Source organism: Streptococcus infantis (assembly GCF_047463655.1).
Classification (GTDB): domain Bacteria; phylum Bacillota; class Bacilli; order Lactobacillales; family Streptococcaceae; genus Streptococcus; species Streptococcus infantis_Z.
This window is the reverse complement of the sequence record NZ_JASHDM010000006.1, coordinates 36,323-61,832: the sequence shown is the minus strand read 5'-3', so window position 1 is coordinate 61,832 and position 25,510 is coordinate 36,323. Positions and strand designations below refer to the sequence as shown.

27 protein-coding genes and 1 pseudogene are annotated in these 25,510 nt (G+C 41.0%); 16 read left to right on the top strand and 12 right to left on the bottom strand.

Annotated elements, in window-relative coordinates; all coding sequences use genetic code 11:
* The first annotated feature begins 115 nt into the window (after positions 1-115).
* From QM877_RS06230 to QM877_RS06220, 3 genes are all read left to right on the top strand, one after another.
* Complete coding sequence (locus QM877_RS06230; protein WP_000182730.1) at positions 116-448, top strand: winged helix-turn-helix transcriptional regulator; 333 nt, start codon at positions 116-118, stop codon at positions 446-448.
* Positions 449-459: 11 nt separating this feature from the next.
* Positions 460-1,251: a DUF2785 domain-containing protein gene (locus QM877_RS06225; RefSeq protein WP_414317888.1), complete on the top strand. Its 792-nt coding sequence runs from the start codon at positions 460-462 to the stop codon at positions 1,249-1,251.
* Positions 1,252-1,360: 109 nt separating this feature from the next.
* A complete protein-coding gene (locus tag QM877_RS06220; RefSeq protein WP_315640473.1) occupies positions 1,361-2,029 on the top strand; it encodes an MIP/aquaporin family protein in 669 nt (222 codons plus the stop codon).
* Between the two features lie 217 nt (positions 2,030-2,246).
* Here QM877_RS06220 and queF read toward each other — a convergent pair whose 3' ends face one another.
* The 7 genes from queF to QM877_RS06185 all read right to left on the bottom strand — a co-directional run bounded on the left by queF (position 2,247) and on the right by QM877_RS06185 (position 5,794).
* Positions 2,247-2,738 (bottom strand): preQ(1) synthase, encoded by a 492-nt coding sequence (gene queF, locus QM877_RS06215; RefSeq protein WP_414317887.1) that lies wholly within the window; start codon positions 2,736-2,738, stop codon positions 2,247-2,249.
* Between the two features lie 17 nt (positions 2,739-2,755).
* Complete coding sequence (gene queE / locus QM877_RS06210; RefSeq protein WP_414317886.1) at positions 2,756-3,472, bottom strand: 7-carboxy-7-deazaguanine synthase QueE; 717 nt, start codon at positions 3,470-3,472, stop codon at positions 2,756-2,758.
* Positions 3,465-3,908 (bottom strand): 6-carboxytetrahydropterin synthase QueD, encoded by a 444-nt coding sequence (gene queD / locus QM877_RS06205; RefSeq protein ID WP_414317885.1) that lies wholly within the window; start codon positions 3,906-3,908, stop codon positions 3,465-3,467. The genes queE and queD overlap by 8 nt, the downstream gene beginning before the upstream one ends.
* Entirely contained in the window at positions 3,908-4,561 is a 654-nt protein-coding gene (gene queC, locus QM877_RS06200; protein ID WP_414317884.1) for a 7-cyano-7-deazaguanine synthase QueC, read from the bottom strand. Before queC ends, queD begins: the two co-directional genes overlap by 1 nt.
* A 202-nt stretch (positions 4,562-4,763) precedes the next feature.
* Complete coding sequence (gene trxA / locus QM877_RS06195) at positions 4,764-5,078, bottom strand: thioredoxin (protein WP_001029581.1); 315 nt, start codon at positions 5,076-5,078, stop codon at positions 4,764-4,766.
* Positions 5,079-5,092: 14 nt separating this feature from the next.
* Positions 5,093-5,314: a DUF4649 family protein gene (locus tag QM877_RS06190; protein WP_414317883.1), complete on the bottom strand. Its 222-nt coding sequence runs from the start codon at positions 5,312-5,314 to the stop codon at positions 5,093-5,095.
* Positions 5,315-5,413: 99 nt separating this feature from the next.
* Positions 5,414-5,794 carry a MarR family winged helix-turn-helix transcriptional regulator gene (locus QM877_RS06185; protein ID WP_414317882.1) on the bottom strand — a complete coding sequence of 127 codons (381 nt, stop codon included), beginning with the start codon at positions 5,792-5,794 and terminating at the stop codon, positions 5,414-5,416.
* Positions 5,795-5,975: 181 nt separating this feature from the next.
* On the opposite strand from QM877_RS06185, the gene QM877_RS06180 reads away from it, so the two are divergent.
* The 3 genes from QM877_RS06180 to QM877_RS06170 all read left to right on the top strand — a co-directional run bounded on the left by QM877_RS06180 (position 5,976) and on the right by QM877_RS06170 (position 7,893).
* Complete coding sequence (locus QM877_RS06180) at positions 5,976-6,350, top strand: CidA/LrgA family protein (protein ID WP_414317881.1); 375 nt, start codon at positions 5,976-5,978, stop codon at positions 6,348-6,350.
* Positions 6,347-7,042, top strand: coding sequence for an LrgB family protein (locus QM877_RS06175; protein ID WP_414317880.1), 696 nt, complete (start codon positions 6,347-6,349; stop codon positions 7,040-7,042). The genes QM877_RS06180 and QM877_RS06175 overlap by 4 nt, the downstream gene beginning before the upstream one ends.
* Positions 7,043-7,197: 155 nt before the next feature.
* Positions 7,198-7,893, top strand: a complete 696-nt coding sequence (locus QM877_RS06170; RefSeq protein WP_414317879.1) for a hypothetical protein — start codon at positions 7,198-7,200, stop codon at positions 7,891-7,893.
* 110 nt (positions 7,894-8,003) lie between these two features.
* Here the strand turns inward: QM877_RS06170 and QM877_RS06165 are convergent, their stop codons facing one another.
* From QM877_RS06165 to treR, 5 genes and pseudogenes are all read right to left on the bottom strand, one after another.
* Positions 8,004-13,457 carry an SIALI-17 repeat-containing surface protein gene (locus QM877_RS06165; RefSeq protein WP_414317878.1) on the bottom strand — a complete coding sequence of 1,818 codons (5,454 nt, stop codon included), beginning with the start codon at positions 13,455-13,457 and terminating at the stop codon, positions 8,004-8,006.
* A 166-nt stretch (positions 13,458-13,623) separates the two neighbouring features.
* Positions 13,624-14,676 (bottom strand): annotated as a pseudogene (locus QM877_RS06160) (IS630 family transposase).
* 406 nt (positions 14,677-15,082) lie between these two features.
* Positions 15,083-15,490: a hypothetical protein gene (locus tag QM877_RS06155; RefSeq protein ID WP_414317877.1), complete on the bottom strand. Its 408-nt coding sequence runs from the start codon at positions 15,488-15,490 to the stop codon at positions 15,083-15,085.
* A gap of 12 nt (positions 15,491-15,502) precedes the next feature.
* Positions 15,503-15,913, bottom strand: coding sequence for a hypothetical protein (locus QM877_RS06150; RefSeq protein WP_261086045.1), 411 nt, complete (start codon positions 15,911-15,913; stop codon positions 15,503-15,505).
* A 63-nt stretch (positions 15,914-15,976) separates the two neighbouring features.
* The gene (gene treR / locus QM877_RS06145) at positions 15,977-16,684 is read right to left on the bottom strand and encodes a trehalose operon repressor (protein WP_414317876.1); all 708 of its coding nucleotides are present in this window, start codon (positions 16,682-16,684) and stop codon (positions 15,977-15,979) included.
* A gap of 188 nt (positions 16,685-16,872) precedes the next feature.
* Here treR and treP point away from each other — a divergent pair, with 188 nt between their 5' ends.
* The 10 genes from treP to QM877_RS06095 all read left to right on the top strand — a co-directional run bounded on the left by treP (position 16,873) and on the right by QM877_RS06095 (position 25,499).
* The gene (gene treP / locus QM877_RS06140) at positions 16,873-18,840 is read left to right on the top strand and encodes a PTS system trehalose-specific EIIBC component (RefSeq protein ID WP_414317875.1); all 1,968 of its coding nucleotides are present in this window, start codon (positions 16,873-16,875) and stop codon (positions 18,838-18,840) included.
* A 6-nt stretch (positions 18,841-18,846) separates the two neighbouring features.
* Positions 18,847-19,044, top strand: coding sequence for a hypothetical protein (locus QM877_RS06135; RefSeq protein WP_248034835.1), 198 nt, complete (start codon positions 18,847-18,849; stop codon positions 19,042-19,044).
* A 52-nt stretch (positions 19,045-19,096) separates the two neighbouring features.
* Positions 19,097-20,722: an alpha,alpha-phosphotrehalase gene (treC, locus tag QM877_RS06130; protein ID WP_414317874.1), complete on the top strand. Its 1,626-nt coding sequence runs from the start codon at positions 19,097-19,099 to the stop codon at positions 20,720-20,722.
* A gap of 143 nt (positions 20,723-20,865) precedes the next feature.
* Entirely contained in the window at positions 20,866-21,111 is a 246-nt protein-coding gene (locus QM877_RS06125; RefSeq protein ID WP_001048970.1) for a YneF family protein, read from the top strand.
* Between the two features lie 205 nt (positions 21,112-21,316).
* Positions 21,317-22,111 (top strand): glutamate racemase, encoded by a 795-nt coding sequence (gene racE / locus QM877_RS06120; protein ID WP_414317873.1) that lies wholly within the window; start codon positions 21,317-21,319, stop codon positions 22,109-22,111.
* Complete coding sequence (locus QM877_RS06115; RefSeq protein WP_414317872.1) at positions 22,108-23,079, top strand: nucleoside-triphosphate diphosphatase; 972 nt, start codon at positions 22,108-22,110, stop codon at positions 23,077-23,079. Before racE ends, QM877_RS06115 begins: the two co-directional genes overlap by 4 nt.
* Complete coding sequence (locus QM877_RS06110) at positions 23,055-23,576, top strand: metallophosphoesterase (protein ID WP_004251713.1); 522 nt, start codon at positions 23,055-23,057, stop codon at positions 23,574-23,576. The genes QM877_RS06115 and QM877_RS06110 overlap by 25 nt, the downstream gene beginning before the upstream one ends.
* Positions 23,573-24,034, top strand: a complete 462-nt coding sequence (gene cbpB / locus QM877_RS06105) for a cyclic-di-AMP-binding protein CbpB (RefSeq protein ID WP_414317871.1) — start codon at positions 23,573-23,575, stop codon at positions 24,032-24,034. Before QM877_RS06110 ends, cbpB begins: the two co-directional genes overlap by 4 nt.
* Complete coding sequence (xerD, locus tag QM877_RS06100; RefSeq protein WP_414317870.1) at positions 24,031-24,765, top strand: site-specific tyrosine recombinase XerD; 735 nt, start codon at positions 24,031-24,033, stop codon at positions 24,763-24,765. The genes cbpB and xerD overlap by 4 nt, the downstream gene beginning before the upstream one ends.
* Positions 24,765-25,499 (top strand): segregation/condensation protein A, encoded by a 735-nt coding sequence (locus tag QM877_RS06095; protein WP_414317869.1) that lies wholly within the window; start codon positions 24,765-24,767, stop codon positions 25,497-25,499. Before xerD ends, QM877_RS06095 begins: the two co-directional genes overlap by 1 nt.
* Positions 25,500-25,510: the final 11 nt, after the last annotated feature.

Genomic DNA, 25,510 nt, shown 5'->3' with positions numbered 1-25,510 from the left:
TAACAGTTACAATCGAAAAAACAAGTAGACACTTTTTCGATAGCTAGTATCAAAAGTAGTACTTTTATTGATACTAAAAGATAAATTTTTTTAAAAAATAGAAAGAAGATATTTTATGACAAATAAAGTGAGTGAGTATGGTATTTGTCCATTTGCGACAACGCAGAGGGTTTTAACGGGGAAATGGGCCCTGGTAATCATTTATCAGTTGAGTACGGGTACCAAACGATTTAAAGAATTGCAGAGATTATTGCCTGGGATTACTCAAACTATTTTGACCCGTCATCTCCGTCAATTAGAAAAGGATAAGATTGTTCAACGAAAGGTCTATGCCGAAGTTCCACCACGAGTTGAGTACAGCTTAACCGAAATGGGGCAGGAATTCAGAGTTGTTTTAGATGCTGTCGAGAAATGGGGTCTGGATTATATCAAGTTGCTAGAAATGTAGAGGTATTGATCATGTATCAAGAGTTACTAAGAAAAATCGCAGAAGAAAAACCAAGTTATCATGAGGAAGAAATCCAATGGTTGCTTGACCATTTGGGAGATCCTTCTCCAGAAATTCGCGATGATCTAGTTTTTACCAGTTTGGCTAGAGGGATTCAAGAAGAGTTATTTACAAAGGAGCAATTTCAATTTATATCTGCTATGATTGTTTCTAATGGTGGACTAGATAAAGAGCTCGATAAGCTAGGAACTTCAACGCTTGAACGTTCTTTTAGGGCCCTTATTTATGCCAATCTCTTATCTGCCGATGGCAACCAACACTCTCTTTATTATCAAGTGCTTAAAACTGATATCAGAAATACGATGCTCGATCAAGGGTTGCACTACCTTGAAAAAGAAGAGGATACGACTGGTTTTTCAAGCCAGTATGGTTGGGTACATGCTTTTGCGCATGGAGCGGATCTCTTGACTGAAGTCGTTTGTCATCCAGACTTTTCTATAAACAGAGTTCATGAAGTATTTGACATACTTGGTCAACTGTTTAAAAGAATTTCGATTCGATTTATAGATGATGAGGAATGGCGCTTAGCCAGAGTGCTTTACGAACCTATTTTGCAAGGTAAGGTGAATCAAGCGACACTAGCCTCTTGGATAAAGTCACTTGATTTCCCGATAGAAGCGACGGAAGATTTTTATAAATTTTCCAATTTTAGATCCTGTCTCTTAGAAGTCTATGTTCAACTCGACCAGAGAAATAGTTTACAAGATGACTTGAAAGAAGCTATTCAATCTTTTCAATATTAGATTTCGACTATTTAATGTGAAAACTTACACAAAATTTCCAAGCACATTTCTTGAAACCCTTTCCTTCTTCTGATAGACTAATACATAGTTTGAAAAAAGGAGATTTAACATGAAAAAATTTGTTGCTGAATTAATCGGTACTTTTATGCTTGTGTTCATCGGAACAGGAGCTGTTGTTTTTGGAAATGGTGTTGAAGGCCTTGGACACCTTGGGATTGCTCTTGCTTTTGGTTTGGCAATCGTAGTCGCAGCTTTCTCAATCGGAACTGTTTCAGGTGCTCACTTGAACCCAGCTGTTTCTATCGCTATGTTTGTTAACAAACGTTTGTCATCTTCAGAGCTTGTAAACTACATTCTTGGTCAAGTAGTTGGTGCTTTCCTTGCATCTGGATCTGTATTGTTCCTCTTGGCAAATTCAGGTATGTCAACTGCAAGTCTTGGTGAAAATGCCTTGGCAAACGGTGTAACTGTCTTTGGTGGTTTCTTATTTGAAACAATCGCAACATTCTTGTTTGTTTTGGTCATCATGACTGTCACTTCAGCAAGCAAAGGTAATGGTGCAATCGCTGGTTTGGTAATTGGTTTATCATTGACAGCTTTGATTCTAGCTGGCTTGAACATCACTGGACTTTCAGTAAACCCAGCTCGTAGCTTGGCTCCTGCTGTCTTGGTAGGTGGCGCAGCCCTTCAACAAGTTTGGATTTTCATTCTTGCACCAATCGTTGGTGGAGTTCTTGCAGCTCTTGTTGCTAAAAACTTCCTTGGAACTGAAGAATAATTGAAACTCAAAAAGCCTTGCTCCTCATGATGAGGAACAGGGCTTTTTCGTATGATACTCTTCGAAAATCTCTTCAAACCACGTCAGCGTCCATCTGCAACCTCAAAACAGTGTTTTGAGCTGACTTCGTCAGTTCTATCTACAACCTCAAAGCAGTGCTTTGGGCAACCTGCGGCTAGCTTCCTAGTTTGCTCTTTGATTTTCATTGAGTATGAGTTTAGCGGTTGTCAATTTTCTCTGGATAAAGGTCGTGTTTGAAGAGGCGTTGTTCTGCCAATCCTTCATACTTGGTTCCAGGTCTACCGTAGTTGTAGTAAGGGTCGATTGAAATACCACCGCGAGGTGTAAATTTTCCCCAGACTTCTAAATAGCGAGGGTCTAGCAAGTTGACCAAGTCTTTCCCGATAGTGTTGATACAGTTTTCATGAAAATCTCCATGGTTTCGGTAACTAAAGAGGTAGAGTTTAAGGGATTTTGACTCGACACAGAGCTTGTCAGGAATGTAGGAAATATAAATCGTTGCAAAGTCTGGCTGCGCAGTGATTGGGCACAGTGAGGTAAATTCAGGACAGTTGAATTTGATGAAATAGTCATTTTCCACATGACGATTGTCAAAGGATTCGAGGACTTCTGGTTGATAGTCAAAGATGTAGGTTGTTTCTTTATTGCCCAGTAGGCTGAGGTTTTTCATTTCTTCTTGTTGTGACATGATTTTTTCTTTCTAATTTAAACACCACGTTGGTTATCGTAGAGAAGGGTATGGAGTTGAGGAAGGACGCGGACATTGCCCCAGCTATCGTCAGCAGCGACTCGTTCCCAGAGTTCTTTGAGGCGGTCCAGTTGGTCTTGGACAATATTGCCTGTAGCCTTGGGCTCAGGATTTCCAGCCGATAAGAAGAGGACATCTGGTTGGTAGCGTTCTTGAATGCCTTTGGCAAAGGCTAGGTCTGTATCATCAAAGACAGGGATTTTAAAGGTGACTTTGTCTGGATCCAATTGGGAAACGATAAAGTCCAAGGTCTCAAAGTTGACTTCCATCTTGGAAGAAGGAGGTTTGGGACTCAAGGTGACCTGGTCGATGTCTTTCAACCAATGTTGCCAGCGGGAGCCTTGGGTTTCAACAGCCAGAGTGACCCCACGTTCCTTGAGTTTGGTGACTAACTCGGCCATGTTGGCTGCTAGGATGGCAGGATTTCCTCCAGACAGGGTTACATAGTCGTAGCTTCCTAGTTTGTCTAACTCAGTGATCACTTCATCAGCTGTCATGCGAGTTGGTTTTTCAGAACCATCCCAAGTAAAGGCAGAATCGCACCAGTCGCAGTGGTAGTCGCAACCTGCAGTGCGGACAAACATGGTTTTCTGGCCGATAGCACGGCCTTCACCTTGAAAGGTTGGGCCAAAAATTTCTAGAACTGGTAGTTTAAGTACACGTTCCCTAGTCATCTAACCACTCCCGTCTAAACTCCGCAAAGGCAGTCGGAGTTTCATAGAGGCGAACGTATTCCAAACGAAGACCGCGTTCATCTGGCAACTCTTGGTTCATGGTTTGGAAAATCCAGTAAATCATATTTTCAGCAGTCGTATTCATGTAGGGCAGGGTTTCATTGAGATAGCGATGATCCAAGCGGGGTTCTAAGTAGTCCTTGTAGATTTGTTTGATATCCCCAAAATCGTAGGTCATACCACGTTCATCTAAAAATCCACTGACAGCGATTTGCAGATGATAAGTGTGGCCGTGCAGTGATTTGCACTTTCCCTCATAGTGAAAGAGGTGGTGGGCAGCGTCGAAAGTGAACTCTTTTGATACCAAGGTTCTGTGAGGATTGTAGACAAGGGACTCCCCAGTTTCTTGTTTGATTTCTTTGGGAGCAAAAAACATTAGCTCTCTCCTTTCTGTGAGAGATAAACCTCTAAACCATGTTGGCGTAGATGGCAGGCAGGACAATCTCCACAACCAGTACCAATAATCCCATTGTAGCAGGTCAAGGTCTTCTCACGAACGTAGTCAAAAGCACCAAGTTGGTCAGCTAATTCCCAAGTTTCAGCCTTGTCTAGCCACATGAGAGGCGTTTGGATCACAAAGTCGTAATTCATAGCAAGGTTGAGCGTGACATTGAGTGATTTGACAAAGACATCCCGACAGTCAGGATAACCTGAGAAGTCTGTTTCGCACACTCCTGTTACGATATCTGTGATTCCCCGCTGCTTGGCAAGGACTGCCGCAAAGGACAGAAAGAGATGATTGCGACCGTCAACGAAGGTATTAGGAACCTCTCCTTCATTTTGCTCAATTTCTAAATCTGAAGTCAAGGCATTTTCAGTAATTTGTCCTAGCAGAGACATATCTAGGATATGATGACGAATTCCTTGTTCCTCAGCGATTTCTTTGGCGACTTGAATTTCGAGATGGTGGCGTTGGCCATAGGCAAAGGTAACGGCTTCGACCTTTTCATAGTGTTGCTTGGCCCAGAAAAGGCAGGTTGTTGAATCTTGACCGCCACTAAAGACGACCAAGGCTGATTGATGTTTCATAGTACTCCTTCCAAAATGGGAAATGTTCAGAGCACGCAAAAAGCTCCCTTGAGGGGAGCTAAAAAATACCAAGTAGAGGTTTTTTTTAGCGATGGCATGTCCCAAACATCGTAATATTCTACATACAGTCTAGCATATTTTTTGAAAAATGGCAAAGGGCAAGAAAAAAGAGACCAAATAAAGCACTTGGTCTCTCGTGTGATTAGCTCAATTCAGCAACGATGGCTTTGATTTGTTCAGCAGTGTGGACACCTGCCACTTGTTTAACCACTTGTCCATCTTTCTTGAAAAGAAGAGTAGGGATAGACATGATTCCAAATGCACGAGCTGTGTTTGGATTTTCGTCAACGTCCATTTTAACGATCTTCAAGACATCTTCTGAAAGTTCTTCAGACAATTTGTCCAAGATTGGACCTTGCATACGACATGGACCACACCAAGTAGCCCAGAAGTCTACCAAGACCAATCCGTCTTTAGTTTCTTGTTCAAATGTTGCATCTGTAATTGCTTTTGCCATAGTATTTCTCCTTTTTAGTTATATTGGCTTAAATCTTGTTTCATGAGATAGAAGAAAACATCTCCGTAAGTCCCATGGTAGTCCAAATCATGCCCCTTGTAGGTTAGTTTTTGGACAGGGTAATAGTCGGCGACACCAATCAGGCAGGCATGTTGAGAACGTTCAAATTCTTCGTATGAATCGAAGGTCATTGTTCTCTCTTGCTTGCTGGCGTCTAAATAAGTGATTTCAATCATAGGATTCTCCTTTGCTAAATCATGTTTTCATTTTACTCCTTGAAAAAAGGAATGTCAAGAAAAATGATTGCGCACGCAAGTTTTTTTCAAAAAAATATGTTAGGCCAACCAGTTTGATTTTGTTGCTAAGCTTTCTTCAACAGCTGTTTGTAAATAAGCCAAGGTAGTCTGTCCTTCGCTTGTCAGGCAGATAAAACTAGCTCGCTTGTCCTGGTCGCAGCATCTCCGACTAAGTAAACCGCAGTTTTTTGCTTCTAAGCGAGCCACCATCCGTGAAACAGCACTAGGGCTCAGGTGGAGTTTGTCTGGCAAGTCGATTTGTCGTAGGGATTTGCCTTCAGCCTGATTTAGAAAGTGCAAGAGGTAAAATTCCTTGAGTGTCAAGGTTTGTTCACTCTGCTCAGCGATGGTCTCTTCTAAAATAGCTTCTAGCTCTACTTGCCTACGGTTGAAGTTAAACCATTTTTCTAAGTAAGTCATGCCCATCTCCTTTCCCTCTATAATAGTGTAATCATACTAGTTCATCTATGATGCTTGCGCACGCAATTAGTATACACCTTTTTGGCTTGAATAGCAAGAAGGATGTTTCTTATATATTTCCTTGAAATTTTCTGAAAAAAGAGTAAACTGGTATGCAGAAAGTCTATTTGTGGAGTTTACAATGAAGTTATATGTTCAGTTAATGATTCTCTTTGTGATTTCTTTAATCGGTGAAGGAATCTCCAGTTTTTTTCATTTGCCCATACCAGGAAGTATCATCGGCTTGATTATTCTGTTTCTAGCCTTGCAGTTCAAGTGGCTGCGTATCCGCCATGTTAATATGGTGGGGAACTTTTTGCTGGCCAACATGACCATCCTCTTTCTACCTCCTGCGGTTGGAATTATGGAAAAATTTGATGTGATTGCTCCCTATCTTCTGCCCATTGTTTTGATTGTCTTGTTTGCAGCAGTGATTAATATCATCTTGATTGCGCTTGTGGTTCAATTTATCAAAAAACGCTATGAAGGTGACTACGAAGAAAGAGGTACCAAATGAGCGAATTTGTATCTAATCCCCTATTTGGGATTGCTTTATCAATCTTAGCCTATCTTGGGGGAATGATGATTTTCAGACGCTATCCTCATCCCTTAACGACTCCCTTGTTGCTGTCAGCTATTTTTATAATTATCTTTCTAAAGGTGACTGGCATTTCCTACCAAGATTACTACCAAGGTGGGGTTTATCTTAATAACTTAATTGTTCCTTCAACAGTGGCTCTAGGAATTCCCCTTTATAAGAGTTTCCACTTGATGAAGCACCATGCTCGCAGTATTCTCTTTGGTAGTCTGTTAGCTGTGGTGGTTAATACCTCTTTCACAGCCCTTGTGGCCAAAATCTTTGGTATGGACTTTTTCCTAGCTATTTCCCTCTTTCCTAAGTCAGTAACGACTGCTATGGCAGTAGGGATTACAGAAAAGTTGCAGGGCTTGACAACTGTGACCCTAGTAGTTGTCGTAGCGACGGGGATTTTGACTAGTGTAATCGGACCAACGCTTCTAAAATGGCTAAAAATAGACGATCCAGTAGCGGTTGGTTTGTCCCTGGGTGGAACAGGTCACGCCGTTGGAACTGGAACGGCCTTTCGCTATGGACCAGTTGCAGGTGCTATGGGAGGATTAGCTATCGGTGTTACAGGTGTTCTCTATGTATTTGTCAGTCCTATTATCGCTAATTTGATCTTGAGTTAAAAAGCAAGGATTAAGAATTTGGAGAACATCGGTTTTATTTTAGGGTGAGGATGGAAAAAGATTGTCCAGGGACCCGAAACTATACCTATCTAGGACTTAAGAGTTGAAGGATAGTAGGGTCAAGGGAATTTTACAAAAATTAATAGAGGTAGTGTATGAATGAAAAATTAAATTTTTTAAAGAAATATGTGCCATCTGGAGAGATGGTCGAGATTTTATCTAATTTTGAAAATCTGTCTAATCATCCTATTCCACAATATTGGCGGGATGCGTTTCAAACATCAGATTTTTCTAAAAGAAAACAAATCATCCTAGGAGAATGGAAAAAATATCTAGCTGAAGAACTCAGCAATACGATCTCTTATCTAGAAGAGTTTCTGGAGGCTATAGACCTTATCAAAATTGGACCTACCTATTCCTTGCTTTATTCCATTAGAACTTATCAGAGCAAGAGTCTAGTATTTTATGAGGGTAAAATACCGATTTCGGACCGAGAGTTTACAGACCACTTTAATCAGTCAAAACTAGAACTTGACGGGAGTATCCGTGATTTCTATACACATATTCATGCAGGGTTTAATGACTATACCAGTAAAAGCATGGGATTAGACGATCTAGATATGATTGAACCAATAGCCGATTATGACTGGGAATTTGAGGAACAGTTAACAAATGACATTTCCAGTTATTACAATTTTTTTAGCAATGGTATGGGAAAGTATCTCGTATTAGACTTATCTAAACCAATGAGTCAAGGTGGAGTGTTCTGGTCAAAGGATGAGTTACCCATTTACCCAATCCCTTTTTGGGATTATGTAGATGAATGGATTATTCTGGGGCTTGATTTCTAGGTGTTTGATTGTCAGTGACTTTATTGATAAGGTTAAAACAGAAAAAGGATGGAATGATTTTCCATCCTTTTTTATCTAGGAATAAATTTTTATTCCTGGGGGGACAATGTTTAATCTTTCTTACCTTTTAGTAAGAAGGCAGCCGAGAGGGCTAGGCTGAGGCTCGCCATAAAGAGGAGGGGACTAGTCTGTTCACCAGTAGCTGGAAGTTGTTTTTCATTCGTAGAGGCTTTGTCATTGACATCATTACTTTCAACCAATGGTTTTGTAGTTTCTAGGTTTCTTTCTTCCATATGAACTGGGATAGGTTTAATAGTTGATCCTTCTGTCTTGTAAACAATAGCATAGGTGTTCAGGTCAAGAGCGATAAACTCAAGATACCCATCTCGGATGGTGAACTCTTGTGATTTTAAGTCTTTTGTCGGAGTCAACTGATAGAGTTCTTGGACAGCACCTGAAACTGGTAAACGAACGAGTACAGCACCTTTTGGTTGAACTAATTTGCCATCTTTATCCTTGAGTTGAAGGGCATAAGCATCGTATATCTTGCCTAAGAGTTCTTTGTTTTCAACTTTTTGACTGTCAAGATAACTTGCTCCTTCGAGTTCAGTTGTTCCACTAATAACTTGAGCTCTTGTGGTCTTATCTTTCATTACTTTGAGTTTAAACTCAGGAAGTGTGATGCTTGGTGCTTCTTGGTCTCCTGCAGTCCCTATAGGCTCAGTGTATTCAGGGATAACCACAGAAGGCGCTTCTTGATCTCCTGCAGTTCCAATAGGCTCAGTGTATTCAGGAATTACAACGGAAGGTGCTTCTTGGTCTCCTGCAGTCCCGATAGATTCAGTATATTCAGGGATTATCACGGAAGGTGCTTCTTGGTCTCCTGCAGTCCCGATAGGTTTGGTATATTCAGGAATTACAAGGGAAGGCGCTTCTTGATCTCCCGCTGTGCCGATAGGCTCAGTGTATTCGGGGATTTCCACAGTAGGTGCTTCCTGATTTCCCACAGTTCCAATAGGTTTGGTATATTCAGGTCTTTCCACAGTAGGTGCTTTCTGATCCCCAGCAGTTCCGATAGGACCAGTGTATTCAGGTCTTTCCACGGAAGGTGCTTCTTGATCCCCAGCAGTTCCGATAGGACCGGTGTATTCAGGAATTTCCACAGAAGGTGCCTCCTGATCCCCAGCAGTTCCGATAGGGTCAGTGTATTCAGGTTTTTCCACAGTAGGTGCTTCTTGATCCCCAGCAGTTCCGACAGGACCAGTGTATTCAGGTCTTTCCACAGTAGGTGCCTCCTGATCTCCAGCTGTACCAATAGGATTTGTGTACTCAGGTATGGTTACTACTGGAGCAGACTCATCCCCTTTACTTGTTTGAATTTTTTCTTCCACTGGACTGGTTTCATCCTTAGGAAATACTGTTACAACAGAGCTGCTTATTGTTTTTCCTTGGATAGCATAAGCTTCTATCGGATTGCCAGCTTTACGATCTGTAGTTTCAGGAATGTCTAGTTGGACCTTGTTATCCTTAATGGTTAGAACAGTTTGTTCACCTGATGTGACAAGATGATCATCATCGACTTTTCTGAGTAGAAGAGGATCTTTGATACCAGGGAAGGTTACAGCGATTCCATCCCAATTACCAGTTGGTAGGGTTAAGGTAACAGTCTTATCTTTGGACTTAATAGGATCAAGGCTTGGACTATCGAGAGACACAGATGGTGCCTTTAAGATATCAAAGGAATCAAGAGAGATTTTCTTTCGCCCTTCTGGAGAATCTGGATCTACTTTCAAAGTTAGGACGTGATCACCATCAGCTAGATTGGTGAATTCACCAATTAATGCACCTTTTTCAGTCGCTCCTGGAGTGTAGAAGTCAAGAGCTGGCATCTCTTTTCCATCCAGTGTGACAAGTGCCTTGCCTAGTGATGCCGTTTTTAATCCATAGATTCGGATACCTGTTCCAGAGAATGGAATGGTTGCAGTGGCTTCAGAAGCGAGACTAGCATCAGCGTTGATGTCAGCGTATTTTTCTGTAGAAGCATATAGTTCTGCATCGCTCCAATCCTTAAACATGGAACCATACTGGATACGAGGGTCACGGTCGTCTATTTTTTCAACGGTTTCTCCTTGTCCTGGAAAAACCTTGAAGTAGTCGAGAGAAATTTTTGCACGCTCGTTTGTACGTCCTTTGTGCTCGCGTTTAACAGTGATGGTCATGAGGTGAGAACCTGAAGAAAGATTTGTGTAACGACCTATTAGTACACCTTTTTCAGTTGCTCCTCCTGTATAGAAGTCAAGTTCTCCAACAGATTTGCCATCAATTTTAACATCGGCAAGTCCCAATTGAGATGACTTGAGACCGTAGATTTCAATACCAGGTCCATTGAATGAAATGGTTGCAGTCGCATCTTTATCAGAATAATTTCCATTTGAGATATCAGCGTATTTCTCTGTTCCACCAAATAGTTCTGTGTCAGACCAATTTCCAAAGGCAGAGCCGTACTGGATGCGTTTGTCACGGTCATCTACCAACTCACTAAAGGCATCAATAGAAGCAGGATCTGAAACTGGTGTTGAACGTTCGCCCATCATAGCTTTAACAGTATAGGTATAGGCATGGCTAGAATCAATTGAGCGATCGATAAAGTGAGTTCGGTTGGTGATAAACTCACGTAGGCTAGAAGCTTGGCTATTTTCATCCTTGCTTTCTCGTTGGATGACATAATGACTTGCTCCCTTGACTGGGTTAAAGTCAAGTTCAGCTGTCATGGCATCTTTTCGAACAGCTGTCAAACGAGTCACACGTCCAGGGAAGTTTTCAAATGTAATGACGTCGCCTTTTTGAGTAGCAAGCTGAATACGGTTATCTTTGAGGCGACTAGCTTGAACTTCCTTGCCATTAATCTTGATAATACTAGATTCGATATTTGGATAGTCTACGACTAAGTCTCCACCAACATTAGAAAGGAAGGACAGCGTTTCAAGATTTTTCTCTTTCCATTTCATGCTGACTTCAAAGTTACCACGAGCGACTAAGCCTGAGACTTGCCCGTCTTTCCATGCATCTGGAAGGGCTGGTAATGGGGCAATGTAGCCTGTGTGAGACTGAAGGAGCATTTCTGCCATACCGCTGGTTGCACCAAAGTTCCCATCGATTTGGAAAGGCGCGTGCGTATCCCAGAGGTTTTCTAGAGTTGAAGATCTGAGCTGTTCTGCCAACAAACGGTGGGCACGATTTCCATCTAAGAGACGAGCCCAGAGGTTGATTTTATTGGCTTTAGACCAACCAGTTCCACCATCTCCACGGTGGTTTAGGGTTGCGCGTGCAGCTTCTAGATATTCAGGCTGATCCTTGCCAAATAGAGTACCTGGGAAGAGTCCAACCAAATGAGAAACGTGGCGGTGATGGTTTTCGATGCCTTCGTTAGTGAATTGCGGGCTGTCTTCTTCGTACCATTCCTTGATACGGCCGTCTTGGTTGATATGAAGTGGTTTGAGCTTGTCAAATTTAGCCTTCACTTCTGTCACCAAATCTTGGTCGACCTTCAGATGATTGGCTGCTTCCATATAGTCGTGGAATAACTGCCAAACTAGAGATTGGTCAAAGGTATTCCCAATCGTGATAGTTCCATGTTCTGGCGAGTAGGATGGAGAAGAAACCCAACGGTCACTAGCCTTGTCGTAGTGCAAGAAGGAATTCCAGAACTTAGCAGTTTCCTTGAGCATTGGATAAATCTTTTCCTTAAGATAAGTTTCATCCTTGGTGAATTTGTAGTAGTCATAGACGTTCTGCATCATCCAAGCATTGGCAGCAGGAGACCAACCCCAATAGTAGTTCCAACCAGGAGTAGTCCAGCCAAATGGTGTCGCCTGAGTATGAACCAACCAACCGTTTTCTTGACCTTCTTTGGATTCGATACCTGCGTATTCTTTAGCAGCGATACGACCATAATAGCGCATGTCGTCAATATAATTAATCATTGGCTTAGCTGTTTCTGCGAGATTACTCATGTAGGCAGGCCAATAGTTCATTTGTAGGTTGACATTGAGGTGGTAGTCTGAGTTCCAAGGTGGATTATCTACAGCATTCCAGACTCCTTGCAAGTTGGCAGGGAGGGCATCTGTCCGGTTACGAGAAGAACTGATCAGTAGGTAACGTCCGTATTGGAAGAAGAGTTCTTCTAGTTTTTGCCCTTTTGTTGGATTATAGGTTTGGAGAGCTTCTTTTGTAGTTTGATTAGACTTGCTACCACCTAGGTTTAATTGAACACGATTGAAAAGACTCTGGTAATCCTTGATGTGGTCATTTTTCAGAGTCTCATAGTCTTTGGCTTTAGCAGCTTCGACGATAGATTTGACAGTCTTTTCTACATCAATATCCTTGCGGTAGTTGGTTTTCGGATTTTGAGCAAAATTAGTCTTGGCACTGAGTAGCAGTGTTGCATAACTTGCTCCCGTAACTGTCAAATAACCATCTTGAGCAGTGACTTGTCCATCTGTCTTGATACCAAGATAAGAGGCAAATTTCAGACCGTTGTCTTTGACAGTTCCCTTGAGTAAAATACCATTAGAATCAACGCTAACAGTCCCTTGTTTGTATTTAGAATTCTCCCAAGAATAATCTCCATTAGCAATCAAATCTTCAGTCAAGCTATTCCAAAGGGTAAAATCAAGCGTCTTATCTCCCTTTTTGGTCAAATGGGTAACAGTGACGTCATCTGGGTAACTAGAGAAGGTCTCTCGTTTGAAACTTGTCCCGTCTTGAGTATAGGAGGTGGTTGTGATAGCTTCAGAAATATCTAAGCCACGGTGATAGTCAGTAACATTTTCCAAGCCCTTCTTCTGGTTATTAAAGACCATGAAGATATCACCGAAGGCTAGGTAGCGACCGTATTGGGCATTGTTTGGTCCAACCAAATTTCTCTCTGCTAGTTGTTTGGCTTTTTGACGGTCACCGTCTTCTAAGGCCTTACGAATTTCGGCTAAGACTTTGTAGCGGTCCTTGTAGTTTCCTCCGTTGTAGTCTTGACTATCAGGTTGTGGGCCTCCAGACCAAAGTGTTTTTTCGTTGTACTGGATTCTTTCTTCACCGATGAGTCCGAAAACCTTGGCACCCATTTCCCCATTTCCGACTGGGAGGGCTTGTTTTTCCCATCCATCATAGGAAGGAGCAGTTGGTTGGTTGTAATGTAATTCGTAATGTTCTTGCTTGTTCACAGGAAGTTCTGGTTTCTCGCTCTCCTTATTGTCAGCAGGGGCGGTAGTAGCACTTGTCTCTGACTGACTACTAGTTTGAGGTAGTTCTGCCTCAGGGTTTGTTTGCTTTTCAGCTGATTCAGCTATAGGTTGAGTCTCTGTGTTAGAAGCAACAACTTCCTCTACTTTCGTATCCGGTTTAGCAGAGGTTTCAGTAATTGTTGCCTCACTTTCCGTAATCTCGACACCATCAGCAGCCACACCCTGTGCTGCTAAAAACACAGCTCCAAGTAAAACAGAGGCAGCTCCGACACTTAGCTTGCGGATGCTATACTTACAGGATTTTTCCCAATATCTCTTATCCACAAAATTCTCCTTTCTTAAATCTGTAAGCGCATACATTCTCTTTTAAAAAAATAAGTCTTGCAGAAATATGTGTGATTTTTCAGATAATTTTAATATAACAAATAAATGGAACTATTGCAAGGGCTTTCAAGAGAAATGGCCTTATTTTACTAAGTTTTACTAATACTCAATTGTTTTCAAAAAGCAACCTTGTCCATTGTCTGCTGACAGTGGACTTTAAAACGCCTTTTTCTAGTCCTTGAATAACTTCTTGAAGGACTAGAAAAAGGCGGCTTCTAATGTTTGGAACGCCTTATTTTTAAAGCCTCGTTTTCGAATTTCTTTCCAGACTTGTTCAACAGGGTTCATTTCTGGTGTATAAGGTGGGATAAAAGCTAACTCAATATTACTACTTGGAATCTCTAAGGTACTTGATTTATGCCATATAGCATTATCCATGACAAGTAAAATATAATCATCCGGATAAGCTTGTGAGACTTGCCGTAGAAATTCATTCATCCACTCAGTATTGCATCCTCCAGAAATAAGGAAGAAGGAATCTCCTGTCTGAGCATCTACTGCCCCATAACAATAGCGATATTCTCGCATATAATGACTATGAATGTTAGGTCGGATTCCTTGAGGAGCCCAACAAGAACTCATCTTACTGATTCTCCCGAAACCGGCTTCATCTTGGTACATCAAACGTACTTTGTTATAAGTCCCCTTCTCTTTAAAGCGCTTACTTAAGGTCTCGAATGTAGATTTTATTTTTAGACGTCTCAATTATTTGAGCGTCTGCCTTCTTGGGATGTTCAGGTCTGGGAGTGACCGTTCGCCAACCATGGCGTTTCAAGAGATAATAAAAACCATCACGTGTAGAAGTGCGACCAATCTCTTTTTGATAGGCTTCGAATAACTGATTGACAGTCACAAATTCTCCAGCCTGAGCAGCTTCTATATGACGTTTTAGAAATGCTTGTTCTTCTTCGTAAGTCATATATTCTCGATGACGTCCACCACGAGTCTCTTGAAGAAGAGCTTCTAAACCAAACTCCTTATATTTTTTCAAATTCCTCCAAACAGTTGTTTTATTACAATCTAGCAGATCCATGATTTCCTTATAACTCGTTCCTTTTGAGCGAAAATAAATAATCTGTAGACGTTTGTGATATTTGGCGTACGATGAATCTCTCAGGAGTTTTTCAATTTTCTGTATTTCTTCGTTTGTGAGTTTCATAACTACTATTATAAGATGGTTTTTGATTTTAGTCTAGTATTACTACTAAAAAGACTCTTTATCACCTACTATTTTATGTAGTTAATAAAGAGTCTTTTTATTTAGTAGAGATAATTTCGAGTAGAATTAATTAAAGATAATAGTAGGTAAGGTGGTCAACTAATTTATAGTTTTTTTAGTATTTTACCAAATAGTTTCTCTAATTTTTTAAATCTACATAAATTGTTCTGCATGTATCGAAGTTATGAATCTTATCACCTTATTATATTCGTATTTTCTGCATAGTATCTTTTAGATAAATTCAGAAAATTAAATCAGATAAAATTATACTAATTTTGAAATATACATAATGTTAAAGGTTTCTACTCGTTCTAATTTCTTCTCGTATCTTCATCACTATCACTCTCTAAAGATTATCATAGTATTTTTTGAAAGCATCAAAATAATACTTAACTTCTTCAGCTTTATTTACTTGACCACCCCACTCTAATTTTTTATCTCCTAAAATCCAAAATAAACCATCTCCTCTTTCACCTGAGGTTAACTTTGCATCACCTCCATCTTTAGGAACCGCTATGCCAATAACACCAGTACCACCCATACGAAACATCTGGCGTGGACCGCTATGAGCGACACCTACATCCACTCCCTTTAATTTGGGAAAATCTACAGATAAGCGAAAGTCAAAACTTGCCGGTTCCAAATCATCATAAGTGATTTTACGAATAATATAATCTTGACCGAAGTAACTATCAAGCATTTCAATTAAGACTTGATAACCTTTGCTCGTTCTAATTTCTTCTCGTATCTTCATCACTATCACTCTCTAAAGATTATCATAGTATTTTTTGAAAGCATCAAAATAATACTTAACTTCTTCAGCTTTATTTACTTGACCACCCCACTCTAATTTTTTATCTCCTAAAATCCAAAATAGACCATCTCCTCTTTCACCTGAAGTCAGCATCCCCAAGCCATCAATTTTAGGAATACCTATGCTAATATCACCATCTCCTCCCATACGAAACATCTGGCGTGGACCACTATTAGCAATACCTACATCCACTCCCTTTAGTTTAGGAAAGTCCACAGATAAGCGAAAGTCGAAACTTGTTGGATCCAAATCATCATAAGTGATTTTACGGATAATATAATCTTGACCGAAGTAACTATCAAGCATTTCAATTAAGACTTGATAACCCTTGCTCGTTCTAATTTCTTCTCGTATCTCTAACATCTTATTTCACCATTTTAAACCTTCCATTATTTTAAAACTTGATAACTATACGCCTTTTCCTCTTTATTTTCTTTTAGCAAAATCTACAAAACGAAACTTCTCCAATTTGTGTCGGCTTTCGGTGAACTGGAACTGGCGTCCGTCTTGGAGATAGACTTTTGACTTAATGGAAACAACATAGGGATCTTTACCAATATCCATGAGAATCTTATCTCTATCGTTACTATGGTCAATGGTGATTTCCTTTTGAGCATAGTCGATGATTAACTTCAAATCATTTTCGATATAGGAGTAGATAGATTGTTCGGTGATTTCTCTGGTTAGTTTAGGGATGAGCTCCATATCTAGATAGTCAATGTCCAGTACGGATACCAGATCATCTACAACTCGTTGACGAACGACCTTCCAAACCATCCGAAATTCTGGAAAGCCAGTTAATTGGGAAGTCTTTTTATCGATGATAATCTTATCTAGGCTCACGACATTCGTTTTTGAGCGAAGTCCTAACTCTTGGACCAATTCTTGGTAGCTAGTTAGGTTAGACACTGGGAAATTCACAGTTTCTTCTTTAATAACTTGAGAACCCTGACCTCTGATTTTTTTAATCAATCCTTCTTCTTGGAGAAGGGCTAAGGCTTTCCGAACAGTGTCACGACTCACCTGATACTGGTCCATGAGTTCGTGTTCACTAGGGAGAAAATCTCCAATAGCATAGGTTTCTTCATGAATTGCTTTTTCTATTCGTTTGAATAATTGTTGATATTTTTTCACATTTCTTCCTTTAAAAAAATCGATTGATGAGCTCTACAAGGGTTTCTTGTATTTATTTTACCATACAAGTCGCCGAAATATACAGAAAAAATCCATTATTTTTAACAAACAACTTGCATACAAGTTTGGTATCGATTACAATTGGATTATCAAGTCAAGGAAATCTTGAAAAATATAAGGAGATTCAAATGGGAAAATTTGAACAAGAAGCTAAAGATTTGCTACAAGCAATCGGAGGCAAAGATAATATCAAGGCAGTAACCCACTGTGCAACACGGATGCGGTTTGTTCTAGGAGATGATCAGAAAGCTGATATCAAGGCTATCGAATCCATCTCAGCAGTTAAGGGGACTTTTACAAACGCTGGTCAATTCCAGGTAATCATCGGAAATGATGTGCCCATTTTTTATAATGATTTTACAGCTGTTTCTGGGATCGAAGGAGTTTCTAAAGAAGCGGCTAAGTCAGCTGCTAAGAGTAATCAAAATCCAGTTCAACGTGTGATGACAACTCTGGCTGAAATCTTTACACCGATTATTCCAGCCTTGATCGTCGGAGGATTGATCCTCGGTTTCCGTAATGTTCTTGAGGGCGTGCATTGGTCAATGTTGGATGGCAAGACCATCACAGAATCCTCTCAGTTTTGGTCAGGAGTCAATCACTTTCTCTGGTTGCCAGGTGAGGCTATCTTCCAGTTCTTGCCAGTAGGGATTACTTGGTCTGTTTCTCGTAAGATGGGAACCAGCCAAATCTTGGGTATTGTTCTCGGGATCTGTTTGGTTTCACCTCAGTTGCTGAATGCCTATGCGGTTGCTTCGACACCTGCATCCGAAATTGCAGCCAACTGGGTCTGGAATTTTGGTTACTTCACGGTTAACCGTATTGGTTACCAAGCTCAAGTTATCCCAGCCTTACTTGCAGGATTGAGTTTGGCTTATCTTGAAATTTTCTGGCGTAAGCATATTCCAGAAGTCATTTCCATGATTTTTGTACCATTTTTATCATTGATTCCGGCCTTGATTTTGGCTCATACTGTTTTGGGACCAATCGGATGGAGAATTGGTCAAGGACTCTCAGCAGTTGTGTTGGCAGGGTTAACTGGTCCAGTTAAGTGGCTCTTCGGTGCGATCTTTGGTGCCCTCTATGCTCCATTTGTTATCACTGGTCTTCACCACATGACCAATGCCATTGATACGCAGTTGATTGCAGATGCTGGTGGAACTTCTCTCTGGCCTATGATTGCTCTTTCAAATATTGCCCAAGGTTCAGCAGTTTTTGCTTACTATTTGATGCACCGTCGTGATGAGCGTGAAGCTCAGGTATCACTTCCAGCAACTATTTCAGCCTATCTCGGTGTAACAGAGCCGGCCCTCTTTGGGGTTAACGTCAAATACATCTATCCATTTGTGGCTGGGATGATTGGTTCAGCTCTTGCAGGTATGCTTTCTGTGACATTTAACGTGACTGCTGCTTCTATCGGTATCGGTGGATTACCAGGTATTCTTTCTATTCAACCACAATACATGCTTCCATTTGCAGGGACCATGCTAGTTGCAATCGTCGTGCCAATGCTATTGACCTTCTTCTTCCGTAAGGCAGGACTCTTTACAAAAACAGAAGATGACACAGAATTAAAAGCAGAATTTGAGGCACAAGAAGAAGCTGAATTTGTTCATCAAGAATCAACTCCTGTTGCTTCAACAAAAATTGTCAGTCCACTGGAAGGACAAGTAAAAGAACTAAGTCAAGCAACAGACCCAGTCTTTGCATCAGGTGTCATGGGACAAGGTCTAGTGATTGAACCAAGTCAAGGTGAGTTGACTTCGCCAGTAAATGGTACAGTTACAGTCCTATTTTCAACTAAGCACGCCATCGGTATTGTATCTGATGAAGGTGTTGAGTTATTGATGCACGTTGGCATGGATACTGTTGGTCTAGAAGGTCGTGGCTTTGAAAGTCATGTGTCTCAAGGAGACCATGTTACTGTAGGACAAAAATTGATTAGCTTTGATATGAAAGTGATCAAGGATGCAGGACTTGTGACTGAAACTCCAGTCATCATCACTAACCAAGATGCGTACACAGCGACAATCGAAGGAACTTATCCTAGAGTGATTAAAAACGGGGAAGACTTGATGGTTGCTAAACGAATCTAATACTCAATGAAAATCAAAGAGCAAACTAGGAAGCTAGCCGCAGGTTGCTCAAAACACCGTTTTGAGGTTGTAGATGGAACTGACGAAGTCAGCTCAAAACACTGTTTTGAGGTTGCGGATAGAACTGACGAAGTCAGTAACCATACCTACGGTAAGGCGACGCTGACGTGGTTTGAAGAGATTTTCGAAGAGTATAAGTTTTAAAATGTATAGGGTTGGGATATAGCTCCCTCCCTTTTATCAAAAAGGAGAAACTATGACTCTTGATAAAAGAAAAGTTGTCTATCAAATCTATCCAAAATCATATAAGGACACGACAGGAAATGGAATCGGTGATTTCAGAGGCATCATTGAAAAAATTCCTTATCTAGCAGAGTTGGGCGTGGATATGGTTTGGCTCAATCCTTTCTACCCAAGCCCTCAGCGGGATAATGGCTACGATATTTCAGACTATACAGCCGTTAACCCTATCTTTGGGGACATGGCTGATTTTGAAGAGATGGTACGTGTCGGTAAAGAGCACAAGATTGACTTCATGCTAGACATGGTACTTAACCATTGCTCAACGGAGCATGAGTGGTTCCAAAAAGCATTGGCTGGAGACAAGTACTACCAAGATTTCTTCTTCATTCAGGACCAACCAACCGATTGGTTATCTAAATTTGGTGGTTCTGCCTGGTCACCTTTTGGAGAGACGGGGAAATACTATCTCCACCTCTTTGACGTGACACAGGCAGACCTCAATTGGCGTAATCCCAATGTCCGCAAGGAATTGTTCCAGGTGGTCAACTTCTGGCGTGACAAGGGTGTCAAAGGATTCCGTTTTGACGTGATTAATTTGATCGGCAAAGATGAAGTTTTAGTGGATTGCCCTGAAAATGAAGGAAAACCAGCTTATACGGATAAACCAATTGTCCATGACTATCTTCACATGATGAATGAAGCGACCTTCGGTTCTGATGATAGTTTTATGACAGTTGGAGAGATGTCGTCCACAACGATTGATAACTGTGTTCTTTATTCAGCGCCAGAGCGTCACGAGTTGTCTATGACCTTTAACTTCCATCATCTTAAAGTAGACTACGAAGATGGACAAAAATGGACCATTGCTCCCTTTGATTTTGAAGAGCTCAAACGTCTCTATCATACATGGGGCAAGGAAATGAGTGAACGTGGTGGTTGGAGCGCCCTTTTCTGGAATAACCATGACCAACCTCGTGCTCTGAATCGCTTTGTGGATATCAAGAACTTCCGCAATGAAGGAGCGACTATGCTGGCAGCCAGCATTCACTTGTCACGTGGGACCCCTTATATCTACATGGGCGAAGAAATCGGCATGATTGATCCAGACTATGATTCTATGAAAGACTATGTAGATGTGGAATCCATCAATGCCTACCAGATGCTTTTGGATCAAGGCAAGTCACCTCAGCAAGCCTTTCGAATTATCCAAGCTAAGTCACGTGATAATTCTCGTACGCCAATGCAATGGGATGCTTCTGAAAATGCAGGTTTTTCAGCAGGCACTCCATGGTTGAAGGTTGGTAAATCTTACAAAGAGATCAACGTTGAAAATGAAATCAACGGACCAATCTTTAAATTCTATAAAGAATTGATTCGCTTGCGTAAAGCAATGCCCATCATTTCAGAAGGGAGCTATCAGCCAGCACTTGAAGATAGCAAGCAGGTCTACGCCTTTGAACGCCACTTAGACGGTCAAAAACTCTTGGTGCTCAATCATTTCTATGGAAACGAAGCTGAAGTGACAATTCCAGCAGAATATCAAGCAGGGCGCGTGCTTTTATCAAACTATGAGAATGTGGAACTTGCTGAAAAAGTAATTCTTAAACCATACCAAACGCTAGCGATTTATGTAGATTAAAATCAAGAAAGAGCCTTCTTCTAAGGAATAAAAGGGCTATTTTTTAGCTAGAATCCATTTTTTTGAAAGCGTAAATCAAACTAGTCAGGCGGGGGACTTTATGGTATAATATAGAAGATTCAAAAAGAAACAGGAGAAATGTTATGAACCTTATTTTAGCAATTGTATTGATTCTTTTAGCTTTTCTAGGAGGAGCTCTTGGAGGTATGTACTTGGTGCGCAAGCAAATCGAAAAAGAATTTGCGGATAACCCACGTTTGAATGCAGAAGCAGTTCGTACTCTTTTGAGTGCAAATGGTCAAAAGCCAAGCGAAGCTAAAGTACAACAAGTTTACCACCAAATCATTCGCCAACAAAAAGCAGCCCTTGCTAACAATAAAAAGAAATAAATAGGAAAAGTCTGGGATGAAAGTTCCAGACTTCTCACTATGTTTGACTGATATTTAGAGACAAGACTTTTTCCTTGCATTCTATTGATATTTGATTATGATTAAGAGGGAGACAGTTGGAAATTTGCCAGTCTGTCAGCACTTTCACTAAGAGATGTAATCATAATGAACTATCAATCAGAAAAAATACTAGAAAGAAGACTGTATGGATAATCGACCAATTGGTTTTTTGGATTCGGGTGTCGGGGGCTTGACGGTTGTGCGTGAACTCATGCGCCAGCTTCCCCATGAAGAAATCGTCTATATTGGAGATTCGGCACGGGCTCCCTATGGTCCCCGGCCTGCTGAGCAGATTCGTGAATATACTTGGCAGCTGGTCAACTTTCTTTTGACCAAGGATGTTAAGATGATTGTCATTGCTTGTAATACAGCAACGGCAGTCGTCTGGGAAGAGATTAAAGCTAAGTTGGATATTCCGGTGCTGGGTGTGATTTTGCCTGGTGCATCAGCAGCTATCAAAGCGAGTCAGGGTGGGAAAATCGGTGTGATTGGAACTCCGATGACGGTAAAATCAGATATTTATCGACAAAAGATTCATGATCTAGACCCAAATTTACAAGTGGAAAGCTTGGCCTGCCCTAAGTTTGCTCCCTTGGTCGAGTCAGGTGCTCTATCGACCAGTGTGACCAAGAAAGTTGTCTATGAAACCTTGCGTCCCTTGGTCGGAAAAGTAGATAGCTTGATTTTAGGCTGTACCCATTATCCGCTCCTTAGACCTATCATCCAAAATGTCATGGGGCCTAAGGTTCAGCTGATCGATAGTGGAGCTGAGTGTGTACGTGATATCTCAGTCTTGCTCAATTACTTTGAGATTAACCGTAGCCGAGATGCGGCGCCCCTTCAACACCGTTTTTATACAACTGCAAATAGCCAAAGTTTTGCCCAGATAGGAGCAGAATGGCTGGAAAAAGAGATTCATGTGGAGCATGTAACATTATGACAAACAAAATTTATGAATACAAGGACGACCAGGACTGGTATGTCGGGTCCTACAGTGTTTTTGGTGGCATTCGGACTTTGACGGATGATGACTTAGAGTTTCCTTTGTTTGATTTAGCCAAAATCTTTCGAGATGAGGAGCGAGGATTTCCGCTTTCAGTCACTGTTTTACGATATGGTTCAGCCTATCGCTTACTCTCTTTTGTGGTAGATATTCTCAACCAAGAAGCGGACCGAAACTTGGAAGTCATTCAACGTCAAGGTGCCTTGCTCTTAGTTGAAAATGGACAACTTCTGCATGTCGAATTGCCTAAAGAAGGAGTCAACGTTCAAGATTTCTTTGAGACAAATAAGGTCAGAGAAACCTTATTGATTGCGACTCGTAACGAGGGCAAGACCAAGGAATTCCGTGCTATCTTTGACAAACTGGGCTATGACGTAGAAAATCTAAATGATTATCCAGACCTACCTGAAGTAGCTGAAACAGGTATGACCTTTGAAGAAAATGCCCGCCTTAAGGCAGAAACTATTTCTAAATTAACAGGCAAGATGGTTCTAGCTGATGATTCTGGACTCAAAGTCGATGTGCTTGGTGGTCTACCAGGTGTCTGGTCAGCTCGTTTCGCCGGAGTAGGGGCAACTGATCAAGAAAATAACGCCAAACTCTTGCACGAACTAGCTATGGTCTTTGAACTTAAGGACCGTTCAGCTCAATTCCATACAACCCTAGTCGTAGCAAGTCCAAATAAGGAAAGCTTGGTTGTCGAAGCTGATTGGCCAGGTTACATTAACTTTGAACCTAAGGGTGAAAATGGTTTTGGTTATGATCCACTTTTCCTAGTAGGAGAAACTGGCAAATCCTCAGCTGAATTAACCCTCGAAGAAAAAAATAGTCAATCCCACCGTGCCTTAGCCGTTAAGAAACTTTTGGAGGTATTTCCATCATGGCAAAGCAAACCATCATTGTAATGAGCGATTCTCATGGAGATAGCTTAATTGTAGAAGAAATCCGTGACCGCTATCTTGGGAAAGTTGATGCTATTTTTCACGATGGTGACTCGGAACTTCGCCCAGACTCACCACTCTGGGAAGGAATCCAAGTAGTCAGAGGAAACATGGATTTTTACTCAGATTACCCAGAACGTTTGGTGACTCAACTGGGTCCTACCAAGATTATCCAGACTCATGGACATTTGTTTGATATTAATTTCAATTTCCAAAAGCTTGATTTTTGGGCTCAAGAGGAAGATGCAGATATCTGTCTTTATGGGCACTTGCATGTTCCAAATGCTTGGATGGAAGGGAAGACCCTTTTCCTAAATCCTGGTTCTATTAGTCAACCACGTGGGACCATCAGAGAATGTCTCTATGCCCGTGTAGAGATTGATGATAGCTACTTTAAAGTGGACTTTTTGACACGGAACCATGAGGTCTATCCAGGCTTATCCAAGGAGTTCGCTCGATGATTGCCAAAGAGTTTGAACAGTTTTTACTGGAGCAAGAGGAAACCTTTTTAACTCCTGCTGAAAATTTGGCTGTGCTCATTGATACCCACAATGCAGATCATGCAATTCTCCTCCTTAGCCAGATGACCTATACCAGAGTGCCAGTAGTGACTGATGAGAAAGAATTTGTCGGAACCATTGGACTTAGAGACATTCTGGCCTACCAGATGGAGCAGGGCTTGAGTCAGGAAGCCATGTCAGATACGGATATCGTACACATGACCAAGAAGGACGTAGCAGTTGTTAGTCCAGACTATACACTGACGGATGTTTTACATAAGTTAGTGGATGAGTCTTTCCTACCAGTCGTTGATAAGGAAGGTATTTTCCAAGGCATTATCACACGGAAATCAATCCTTAAGGCTGTCAATGCCCTTCTGCATGATTTTAGTAAGGAATATGAGATTCGAAGCAAATGAGAGAATGGATTTCAGTATTTTTAGAAGAAAAACAAAATCTATCTAGTAATTCTAAGCAGTCTTATAAGTATGATTTGGAGCAGTTTTTGGATTTTGTTGGAAAACAAATTTCAGAGACAAGTTTAAAAATCTACCAAGCTCAATTATCAAATTTTAAAATGAGTGCCCAAAAGCGCAAAGTTTCTGCTTGCAACCAATTTCTTTACTTTTTATACCAAAAAGGAAAGATTGGCACCTTTTACCGTTTGGAATTGCCGAAACAGGCTGAGAAAAAACAAGGGAAGTCGGAACTTTTAGACCTCAGTTCTTTCTGGCAAGAAAGTGTTTATCCAGAAGGACGCTTGCTAGCCTTGTTAATAGTAGAATTGGGGCTCTTGCCGAGTGAAATTCTAGCCTTAAAAACAGGTGATGTGAACCTGGATTTTCAAGTTTTGAGAGTCAATAAAGCTTCTCAACAGAGAATCTTGAGCCTTCCCACAAATTTGCTTGCGGAGTTAGAGCCCTTGATGGGGCAGACCTATCTCTTTGAAAAAGCTGGGAAACCCTACTCTCGTCAATGGGCTTTTCGTCAGTTGGAAGCTTTTTTAAAGGAAAAAGGATTTTCAGATTTATCTGCCCAAGGATTGAGAGAACAGTTTATATTAAGACAAATCGAAGAAAAGATTGACTTGTACGAAATTGCTAAAAAATTAGGATTAAAGACAGTCATGACCTTAGAAAAATATAGATAATGGATATTAAATTAAAAGATTTTGAAGGGCCTTTGGACTTGCTCCTACACTTGGTTTCAAAGTATCAGATGGATATCTATGATGTGCCGATCACAGAGGTTATCGAGCAATATCTAGCCTATATCTCGACATTACAAGCCATGCGTTTAGAAGTTGCGGGCGAATACATGGTCATGGCTAGCCAACTGATGCTGATTAAGAGTCGCAAGCTCTTGCCGAAGGTTGCAGAAGTGACGGACCTAGAGGATGATCTGGAGCAGGACCTCCTTTCTCAAATCGAAGAATACCGTAAATTTAAACTTTTGGGAGAGCAGTTGGAAGTGAAGCACCAGGAACGAGCTCAATATTACTCAAAAGCACCTACAGAGTTGATCTATGAGGATGCAGAACTTGTGCATGATAAAACGACGATTGATCTTTTCTTAGCCTTTTCAACCTTACTGACCAAGAAAAAGGAAGAATTCTCGAAAAGTCACACAACAATCTTACGAGATGAGTATAAGATTGAGGATATGATGGTTATCGTTCGAGAATCCTTGGTTGAAGGTGAGCAATTATGCTTGCAAGATTTGTTTAAAGAAACCAAGGATTTACAAGAGGTCATCACACTCTTTTTAGCAACCTTGGAGTTGATTAAAACCCAAGAAATTCTCTTAATTCAAAAAGAGAGCTTTGGAGATATCTATCTCCTGAAAAAGAATGAGGAAAATCAAGTAGAGCAGAGTCGATCTTGATAGAGGGGAAA

Coding starts and splice junctions, on each gene's coding strand:
- QM877_RS06230 (WP_000182730.1), top strand. CDS start 116: ATGACAAATAAAGTGAGTGAGTATGGTATTTGTCCATTTGCGACAACG.
- QM877_RS06225 (WP_414317888.1), top strand. CDS start 460: ATGTATCAAGAGTTACTAAGAAAAATCGCAGAAGAAAAACCAAGTTAT.
- QM877_RS06220 (WP_315640473.1), top strand. CDS start 1,361: ATGAAAAAATTTGTTGCTGAATTAATCGGTACTTTTATGCTTGTGTTC.
- queF (WP_414317887.1), bottom strand. CDS start 2,738: ATGTCACAACAAGAAGAAATGAAAAACCTCAGCCTACTGGGCAATAAA.
- queE (WP_414317886.1), bottom strand. CDS start 3,472: ATGACTAGGGAACGTGTACTTAAACTACCAGTTCTAGAAATTTTTGGC.
- queD (WP_414317885.1), bottom strand. CDS start 3,908: ATGTTTTTTGCTCCCAAAGAAATCAAACAAGAAACTGGGGAGTCCCTT.
- queC (WP_414317884.1), bottom strand. CDS start 4,561: ATGAAACATCAATCAGCCTTGGTCGTCTTTAGTGGCGGTCAAGATTCA.
- trxA (WP_001029581.1), bottom strand. CDS start 5,078: ATGGCAAAAGCAATTACAGATGCAACATTTGAACAAGAAACTAAAGAC.
- QM877_RS06190 (WP_414317883.1), bottom strand. CDS start 5,314: ATGATTGAAATCACTTATTTAGACGCCAGCAAGCAAGAGAGAACAATG.
- QM877_RS06185 (WP_414317882.1), bottom strand. CDS start 5,794: ATGACTTACTTAGAAAAATGGTTTAACTTCAACCGTAGGCAAGTAGAG.
- QM877_RS06180 (WP_414317881.1), top strand. CDS start 5,976: ATGAAGTTATATGTTCAGTTAATGATTCTCTTTGTGATTTCTTTAATC.
- QM877_RS06175 (WP_414317880.1), top strand. CDS start 6,347: ATGAGCGAATTTGTATCTAATCCCCTATTTGGGATTGCTTTATCAATC.
- QM877_RS06170 (WP_414317879.1), top strand. CDS start 7,198: ATGAATGAAAAATTAAATTTTTTAAAGAAATATGTGCCATCTGGAGAG.
- QM877_RS06155 (WP_414317877.1), bottom strand. CDS start 15,490: ATGAAGATACGAGAAGAAATTAGAACGAGCAAAGGTTATCAAGTCTTA.
- QM877_RS06150 (WP_261086045.1), bottom strand. CDS start 15,913: ATGTTAGAGATACGAGAAGAAATTAGAACGAGCAAGGGTTATCAAGTC.
- treP (WP_414317875.1), top strand. CDS start 16,873: ATGGGAAAATTTGAACAAGAAGCTAAAGATTTGCTACAAGCAATCGGA.
- QM877_RS06135 (WP_248034835.1), top strand. CDS start 18,847: ATGAAAATCAAAGAGCAAACTAGGAAGCTAGCCGCAGGTTGCTCAAAA.
- treC (WP_414317874.1), top strand. CDS start 19,097: ATGACTCTTGATAAAAGAAAAGTTGTCTATCAAATCTATCCAAAATCA.
- QM877_RS06125 (WP_001048970.1), top strand. CDS start 20,866: ATGAACCTTATTTTAGCAATTGTATTGATTCTTTTAGCTTTTCTAGGA.
- racE (WP_414317873.1), top strand. CDS start 21,317: ATGGATAATCGACCAATTGGTTTTTTGGATTCGGGTGTCGGGGGCTTG.
- QM877_RS06115 (WP_414317872.1), top strand. CDS start 22,108: ATGACAAACAAAATTTATGAATACAAGGACGACCAGGACTGGTATGTC.
- QM877_RS06110 (WP_004251713.1), top strand. CDS start 23,055: ATGGCAAAGCAAACCATCATTGTAATGAGCGATTCTCATGGAGATAGC.
- cbpB (WP_414317871.1), top strand. CDS start 23,573: ATGATTGCCAAAGAGTTTGAACAGTTTTTACTGGAGCAAGAGGAAACC.
- xerD (WP_414317870.1), top strand. CDS start 24,031: ATGAGAGAATGGATTTCAGTATTTTTAGAAGAAAAACAAAATCTATCT.
- QM877_RS06095 (WP_414317869.1), top strand. CDS start 24,765: ATGGATATTAAATTAAAAGATTTTGAAGGGCCTTTGGACTTGCTCCTA.